This window comes from Mucilaginibacter sp. P4_E8 (genome assembly GCF_056401495.1).
In genome coordinates this window covers 1-6,747 of the sequence record NZ_JBFUJG010000203.1, presented here as the reverse complement: position 1 = coordinate 6,747, position 6,747 = coordinate 1, and the positions used below count along the sequence as shown (strand labels likewise).

The window sequence follows — 6,747 nt, the reverse complement described above, 5'->3', positions numbered from 1 at the left end:
GGCTTATCAATGGTTTCCGCGAATGGATGATCTTGAAAAGTATGAAATCATCTTTCATACATTAAGTTCGTCGTTAAAGTTTTTCTTTCGTAAATATAATCGCACTTTTGGGCTTTGCGTAGCTCAATTTAATGGAATTAACTGATCAGGATAAACAACTCAACAAACAACTTTTTGGCGCCGATTTTATTTGGGGGGTTTCTACCGCTGCATTTCAGATAGAGGGTGCCCATGATGCCGATGGTAAAGGTGAATCAGTGTGGGATGCGTTCACTGCTAAAAAAGGTAAAATATTAAACGCCGACCATRCACGCACTTCATGCGATTTTTATAACAGGTATGAAGAAGATATTGACCTGATCAAACAGCTTAATATTCCGAATTTTAGGTTTTCCATATCATGGGCGCGCTTACTGCCTACAGGAACCGGTCAAATTAATCAGGCTGGTATTGATTATTATAACCGTATTATAAATTACTGCATACAAAAGGGAATTGAACCCTGGGTTACCGTTTATCATTGGGACCTGCCACAGGTGCTTGAACAAAAAGGCGGATGGACAAACCGCGAAATTATTGATTGGTTTAGTGAATTTGTAACCCTGTGTGCCAAAAGCTTTGGCGACCGTGTTAAACACTGGATGGTAATGAATGAGCCTGTTGTATTTACAGGCGCAGGTTATTTTTTCGGTATCCATGCCCCCGGCCGCAGCGGGATGAAAAATTTTATACCTGCTATTCATCATGTTGTTTTAAGTATAACCGCAGGCGGCAGAATACTGCGTAGCCTGTTACCTCAGGCTCAAATAGGTACCACATTTTCGTGCTCACAAATTGAACCGCTTACTGATAAGCCCCGTGATATTGCCGCCGCCAGAAGAGCCGATGCATTGATAAACCGCTTATTTATTGAACCTATTTTAGGGTTAGGTTACCCAGTAAAAGATTTGCCGGTATTAAAAGGCTTGCAAAAGTATTTTCAGCCTGGTGATGAGGATAACATGCATTTTGACTTTGATTTTATAGGGATACAGAATTACACCCGCGAAATTGTAAAATATTCGTTTTTTACGCCATATATAGGTGCCCGAATGGTAAAAGCCGAAAATAGGAATGTTGAACTAACGGCTATGCGCTGGGAGGTATATCCACCATCCATTTATCACATGATCAAAAAGTTTGATGCCTATCCGCAGGTAAAAAATATAATCATTACCGAAAATGGTGCCGCTTTTCCTGATATAGTAAAAGATGGTATTGTGGATGATTCCAAACGCCGGCAATACTTACAAAATTACATAGCACAGGTTTTAAAGGCTAAAAACGAAGGCTGCAAAGTCAACGGTTATTTTGTTTGGACGCTCACCGATAATTTTGAATGGGCCGAAGGTTATCATCCCCGCTTTGGATTAATTTATGTTAACCATGATACGCAAGAGCGCATTGTTAAAGCTTCGGGAAGCTGGTATGCTGGCTTTTTGAAGTAGGTAATTGATTTATTTAGGCAATGAAAAATAAAAAGTGGTGCCATTTTCCGTATCGCTTTCAAACCATATTTGACCGTTGTGCTTTTCAATAATCTGCTGGCAAATGGAAAGGCCCAGGCCAAACGATTTTTCGCCTTCAGTGCCGGGGCGTTTGGCTTCGGTAAACATATTAAACACCTGGCTCTTTAATTTATCAGGTATCCCTATGCCATGATCTTTTACTGATAAATGTACCTTGTTTTCAAAGTTTACTGCTTTAACCAGGATGCTGGCATTTACCGGGCTAAATTTTATGGCGTTACTGATCAGATTACTAATAACCCGCCATATTTTTTCCCGGCTGATCAATAATTCCTGTGGATTATCTAACGGTTCAAAATTTATGACCTGATTTTTTTCGGCTGCTTTAAAGCGTAGTAATTCAACACTATTATATAGTAAAGTATTTATATCAATCAGCTCTTTATTAAGTTTTGCAGTTGCTATGTTGGTAGCTTCCAGTATTTCATTAATCAGTTCGAGCGAATTAAATGACGTTTCTTTTATCAGGGAGAGCATTTCTTTTTGCTCATCAGTATAATCATCCTCGGTCATTACGCTGGTTAATGAGGCTATGCCACCAATAGGGTTTCTAAGGTCATGCGCTACAGTTCGTAATATTCTGTCTTTTTCCTGATTGTTTAGTTCAAGTTTAGTTAGTGCATATTCAAGATGACTATTCTGTTCTTTTATCTGATCATTTAAAGCCTTAATGGCTATGATATCCTGTTTTGATCTTTTCAAATTCCTGAAAACAAGTAAAATGATGATCACTGCCATAGCCGAAAATAGTATGGTTAAATAAATATAAATAAGCTGTAGTTTATTGTGATCTTTAAGGCTATCTATTTGATTTTGTTTATCAAAATTGGCTTGTTGCTGGTTGATGTCAACATTTTTAAGTGTGTTTGTCCTTTTAATTACTGAATCTTTAAGAGACGAGTAGGTTCGTAAATAATATAAAGCCCTGGCATAATCTTTTTTCTGAGTGTAATATTTACTCATTAAATCATTCCAGTTAGGTTCAGCATCCCCGTTACTTAAACTATCCAGCTGTACCCTTAAATTTTTGAGCAAATCAAAAAGTTGATCAGTTTTATTTTGCTCCAGATATAATTGTGCAAGTTTTATTTCGGCCAGCTGGGCGTCGTGGTTATCATGGCCTTTCTGCAGGTTAATAGCAATACCTTTTTTAAATAATTGTTCAGCGGCGTCGTAATTATGGGTTATAAAAGCAATTTCACCCTGGTTGCCATAAATAACACCACGGGCTACCTCAAGCATATTGGGTACATTACTAAACCGGGAGGCGTGAGAATTGATATAATTAAGTGTCATTGTATAGTAGAATGATGCACTATCAATCATGTTAGCGTTCTTATAACTTTCGCCAATATTGCCAAGTAGTTCCTGCCGCTGGTAAAATGCCCTGAAATCGTTTTTATAAGCCATGCTTTGCCCATAACTTGTTTTAAAGTAATTGGCCGCCTTAAGGTAATGCATCTGCTTAAACAATATCATTCCCATACGGTAGGTATATTCGGCCAATATCTCGTTATTGATCAGGTTTTTGCCAATAAAGTAACCCTTATAATAGTAATTATACGCGTCGCTATATTGCAACAGATCAAAGTAAGCGTCGCCGGTAGCAAAATTGGCTTCGGCAAAATTGACGAGGTATTGCTTTTTAGTGATGCTTTTTTTTGCCATCAACATCATGCTATCAGCATATAATAATGTTTTTCTGGCATTACGGGTGGCTTTTCTTTCATATACAAAATGAAAGCTATAAAATCGAAACCAGTCGTTTACAAAAGGATGCTTAAGCTGTTTAAAGCTGGAGTCGAGATAATGTGTACCTATTAAAGGTTTCTTTTTAATTTCATAATACCTTGATACAGTATCATAAATAGCTTTAAATTTAGGCGAATAGTCGCCATTATCATTATTGTTGGATGAGCAGGAATGTAAAAGGGTAGAAAATGCCAAAAACAACCATAGCGCATGTTTGTGAACAATACGTTTTAAAATGGAAGAAAAGTAAGGGTATGACATTTAAGTTACGTAATAACAAATATAATATTCATAACCAAAATGAACAATACTTATATGTTTAACTTTTACGTAATAATGAGTTAATTGTTATGTGATTAAACTGTTTATTTAAATGCGTCCTCGCCTGTTATGTCCATGCCGGTTATAAGCAAATGAATATCATGTGTTCCCTCATAAGTAATTACCGATTCCAGGTTCATCATGTGTCGCATAATAGGGTATTCGCCGGTTATGCCCATGCCCCCCAGTATTTGGCGAGCTTCGCGGGCTATGTTAATGGCGGTTTCCACGCTGTTGCGCTTGGCCATTGATATTTGTGCCGCGGTTGCTCGGTTTTCGTTTTTAAGTACTGCTAAACGCCAAACCAATAGCTGTGCCTTGGTGATCTCGGTTATCATTTCGGCCAGTTTTTTTTGCTGCAGCTGGAAACCAGCAATGGGCTTACCAAACTGTACCCGTTCTTTGGAGTAGCGCAAAGCCGTATCATAACAATCCATAGCTGCACCCAATGCACCCCATGCTATGCCGTAGCGCGCCTGGTTAAGGCAGCCTAAAGGTCCTTTTAAACCAGCAACATTTGGCAGCAGGTTTTCCTTTGGTACTTTAACATGATCAAAAACAAGTTCGCCGGTAGCTGATGCTCTTAATGACCATTTATTATGTGTTGTGGGTGTGGTAAAACCTTCCATGCCACGCTCAACAATAAGCCCGCGAATTTTACCGGTTTCGTCTTTAGCCCAAACCACGGCAATGTCGGCAAACGGTGCGTTGGAGATCCACATTTTTGCACCATTTAAAATATAGTGATCGCCTGCATCCTTAATATTAGTTGTCATCCCGCCTGGATTTGAACCATGGTCAGGCTCGGTAAGACCAAAGCAACCCATGATTTCGCCGGATGCTAATTTGGGGAGATATTTTTTGCGTTGTTCTTCAGATCCGTAAGCATAAATAGGGTACATCACCAATGAACCCTGAACAGACGAAGCCGAACGGATGCCGGAGTCGCCACGTTCAATTTCCTGCATAATAATGCCGTAAGCCATATAATCCAGTCCGGCACCGCCGTACTCAACAGGTATGGTGGGGCCAAACGCGCCTATCCCGGCCAGGCCTTTTATCAACTGCATCGGGAATTCTGCTTTTTGGGCATAATCTTCAATTATGGGGCTCAATTCTTTTTTTACCCAGCTACGTACTGTTGAGCGTATTAATTTATGCTCTTCAGTAAGCAGCTCATCTAATTGATAATAATCAGGCGATTCGTAAAGATCTGTTTTAGCCATAATGTTATAGTTGGTGGGCAAATATAGATGATTTAGCGGGGAGTTAAACAAGACCAAATCGCTGTTTTTTAATACTACAGGCCACTTATTTACAAAAAGTAGGTTTAAACAATTTAAACCTGCTTTTTTAGCTTTTTTATTTTTTTGAAAAAGTTTCATCTCCTCATCGTCTGTGTTAATTTTTTCTAATCTTAATCGCAAACCAGGAACTAAATCAACTAAATAATTACTTTTGGAACATGATTAATATTGCTTTGCAGGGTGCTGAGTTTTTTGCATACCACGGATTTTATCCCGAAGAACAAAAATTAGGATGCCGTTTTGTAGTGGATATTGAGGTTGGTTTTATACCGCAGACCGATTTGAATGATGACAACCTGGATAATACGGTTGATTACGAAAAGATATATATAATAGCCTGCGAAGAGATGAAACATCCCCGTAAACTGATTGAAACCGTGGGACAGTCCATTACCGACGAGATCAGGGACAAATATCCGTTTGTAAAAACCATACAGGTGACCATTAAAAAAATAAATCCACCTTTAGCAGGTAAAGTAGCGTATTCCAGCGTTATTATTAATTATCCATTAGCAAAATGAACTACAATATAATAACAACTCCTGTATTAGATGCCATTACGGCCATTGTTGGTGCCGATGCGATTGTGGTACACCATGCTGAGCTTGAAAAATACAGCCACGACGAAACCGAGGATCTGGTTTATTACCCCGAAGTAGTTGCAAAGCCTAAAAACCCGGAGGAGGTAGCTGCATTGATGAAGTTGTGCAATAAGCACCTTATCCCGGTTACACCACGTGGGGCTGGTACTGGTTTAAGCGGCGGCGCTTTGCCTGTTAAAGGAGGTTTACTCATAGCCATGGAGCGCTTTGATAAAGTGCTTGAAATAGATGAGCAGAACTTGCAGGCTACGGTTGAACCAGGAGTAATTACCGAGGAGTTTATGAACCAGGCAGCGGCCAAAGGTTTACTTTATCCGGTTGATCCGGCCAGTAAAGGCAGTTGTTTTATAGGAGGCAATGTGTCACATGGTTCGGGCGGACCGAGGGTAGTGAAGTATGGTACAATACGCGAGTATATCCTGAACTTACAAGTGGTTTTACCATCTGGCGAAATTATATGGACGGGTGCCAATACGCTTAAATATGCCTCTGGCTATAATTTAACCCAGCTCATGATAGGCTCAGAAGGTACATTGGGTATCATTACTAAAATAGTGGTTAAGCTAATACCTTTACCTACACTTGATGCATTGCTGCTTGCCTCGTTCCCAACCAATGAAGCGGCTTGCGCGGCGGTATCGGCCATATTCAGGGCAGGCATTGTGCCTTCGGCACTGGAATTTATGGAACGCAGGGGAGTGGAATGGGTAAAAGAACATGATGATATTGCCTTTGATCTGCAGGATGGCATAGAGGCCTTTTTACTGATAGAGGTAGACGGCAATAACCAGGATGTTATATTTACCGATTGCGAAAAGATCAATGCGGTTTTAGAAGCTTATGATTGCCGCGACGTATTATTTGCTGATTCATCGGCACAAAAAGAAGAACTCTGGCGTTTGCGCCGCACCATGGCGGTATCAGTAAAATCAAACTCGGTTTATAAGGAAGAGGATACTGTTGTGCCCCGCGCAGCATTGCCCCAATTAATAAAAGGGATCAAAGAGATAGGTGGTAAATATGGTTTTGAATCAGTATGTTACGGCCACGCGGGTGATGGGAACCTGCATGTAAATATCATTAAAGCCAACATGAGCGATGCTGACTGGAACAACAAATTAAAGTTTGGCATTCAGGAAATATTTGAATTAACCGTATCACTTGGCGGTACTCTTTCTGGCGAGCATGGGATAGGCC

5 protein-coding genes are annotated in these 6,747 nt (G+C 40.0%); 3 read left to right on the top strand and 2 right to left on the bottom strand.

All coding sequences use genetic code 11. The features are described from left to right. Positions 1-131: 131 nt before the first annotated feature. Positions 132-1,487: a GH1 family beta-glucosidase gene (locus tag AC1DRQ_RS28600; RefSeq protein ID WP_477429097.1), complete on the top strand. Its 1,356-nt coding sequence runs from the start codon at positions 132-134 to the stop codon at positions 1,485-1,487. 9 nt (positions 1,488-1,496) lie between these two features. Here AC1DRQ_RS28600 and AC1DRQ_RS28595 read toward each other — a convergent pair whose 3' ends face one another. Continuing rightward, a complete protein-coding gene (locus AC1DRQ_RS28595; RefSeq protein ID WP_477429094.1) occupies positions 1,497-3,581 on the bottom strand; it encodes a tetratricopeptide repeat-containing sensor histidine kinase in 2,085 nt (694 codons plus the stop codon). 104 nt (positions 3,582-3,685) lie between these two features. Further along, positions 3,686-4,867, bottom strand: a complete 1,182-nt coding sequence (locus tag AC1DRQ_RS28590; RefSeq protein ID WP_477429092.1) for an acyl-CoA dehydrogenase family protein — start codon at positions 4,865-4,867, stop codon at positions 3,686-3,688. 239 nt (positions 4,868-5,106) lie between these two features. On the opposite strand from AC1DRQ_RS28590, the gene folB reads away from it, so the two are divergent. Both folB and AC1DRQ_RS28580 read left to right on the top strand, forming a co-directional pair. Then, on the top strand, positions 5,107-5,469 hold the full coding sequence (gene folB / locus AC1DRQ_RS28585) for a dihydroneopterin aldolase (protein ID WP_429392379.1): 363 nt from the start codon (positions 5,107-5,109) through the stop codon (positions 5,467-5,469). After that, a partial coding sequence (locus tag AC1DRQ_RS28580) for an FAD-binding oxidoreductase (protein ID WP_477429089.1) occupies positions 5,466-6,747 on the top strand: 1,282 nt, incomplete at its 3' end. The genes folB and AC1DRQ_RS28580, both read left to right, overlap by 4 nt.